Source organism: Xanthobacter aminoxidans, from assembly GCF_023571765.1.
GTDB classification, from domain to species: domain Bacteria; phylum Pseudomonadota; class Alphaproteobacteria; order Rhizobiales; family Xanthobacteraceae; genus Xanthobacter; species Xanthobacter aminoxidans.
In genome coordinates, this window is the sequence record NZ_JAMJXC010000063.1 from 1 (window position 1) to 1,124 (window position 1,124).

1 protein-coding gene is annotated in these 1,124 nt (G+C 69.0%); it reads right to left on the reverse strand.

From position 1 onward, the window contains the following. Nucleotides 1–23: 23 nt before the first annotated feature. Entirely contained in the window at nt 24–950 is a 927-nt protein-coding gene (locus EJ105_RS27625) for a transposase (RefSeq protein ID WP_250168888.1), read from the reverse strand. Nucleotides 951–1,124: the final 174 nt, after the last annotated feature.

A 1,124-nucleotide genomic window follows, 5' to 3' on the forward strand; every position in this document is an offset into this window, starting at 1 on the left:
CCGGCAACTGTGTTGAGGGCTGGTCAGGTTTGGAAGGTGACGTTGTCGCGTAGGAGGGCGTTTGCGGTGACGACGATGCGTCTGGCGATGGCGACGAGTGCGAGCTTTGGTGGTTTTCCTGCGGCGCGCAGGGCCTGGTAGGCATTCTTGAACCGGGGATGGCACCGGCTGGCCGTTACGGCGGCCATGTAGAGGGCCTGACGGACCCTGTTGCGGCCGCCACGGATGGAGCGCTTGCCGCGGAAGGTCCCGGAATCCACGTTGAACGGGGCGAGGCCAGCGAGGGCGGCCGCCGCCTTCGGGGTGGTGGTGCCGAGTTCCGGCATGCGGGCGAGGAGGACGGCGGCTGCGACCGGCCCGACCCCCGGGATGGAGCGCAGCAGCCTGAGCGGGGTGGCAAGTGCCGGGGTATTGAGGAGCGCGCGGATGCGGGCCTCGACGGCGGCGATGCGGGCGTCGAGGAAGGCGATGTGCAGGTCGAGATCTACGAGCAGGTCGGTGTCGGTCTCGGCCTCGCGGCGGGTGCGCTCGCGCTTGCGGCAGTCGACCAGCTGGTCGCGGCGCCGGTTGAGGCGTGCGAGGGTTTCGCGCTCAGGAAGGTGAGGGGCCTGGGGCTGTGGCTGGAGCGCCCTGGCCATGGCGGCGAGCATCCTCGCGTCGAGGCTGTCGGTCTTGGCGAGGCGGCCGGTGGCGCGGGCGAAATCGCGGGCACGAGCCGGATTGACGGCGCTGAAGCGGATGCCGGCAGCGGCCAGCGCCTGACGCAGGTTCCGATCGTAGGCGCCGGTGGCCTCGAACAGGACGAAGAGGTCGCGTGTGTGCCAGCGCGCCACGAGACCGGCGATGGCCTGCGGGGTATTGGGGCAGCGCTCGGCCGTGCCGAGGCTGTCGTCGAACAGGTCGAGAAACTGTTTGGAGATGTCGATTCCGACGTAGCCAGGGGTTATCATCTCTGTGCCTCTCCCTGTGCTGCGAGGTCCGTTGGCGCGGCCTCGATCAACTGTTCAGGCTGGGTGTGTTCAAGCGGGCGGGGATCCGTGCCGGCTCACGGTCTTCAAGACCTGGGGCCCAACGATCTCCCGCCCGCTCCCATCCTGACACATCCCCAACACACAGGGGCCCAG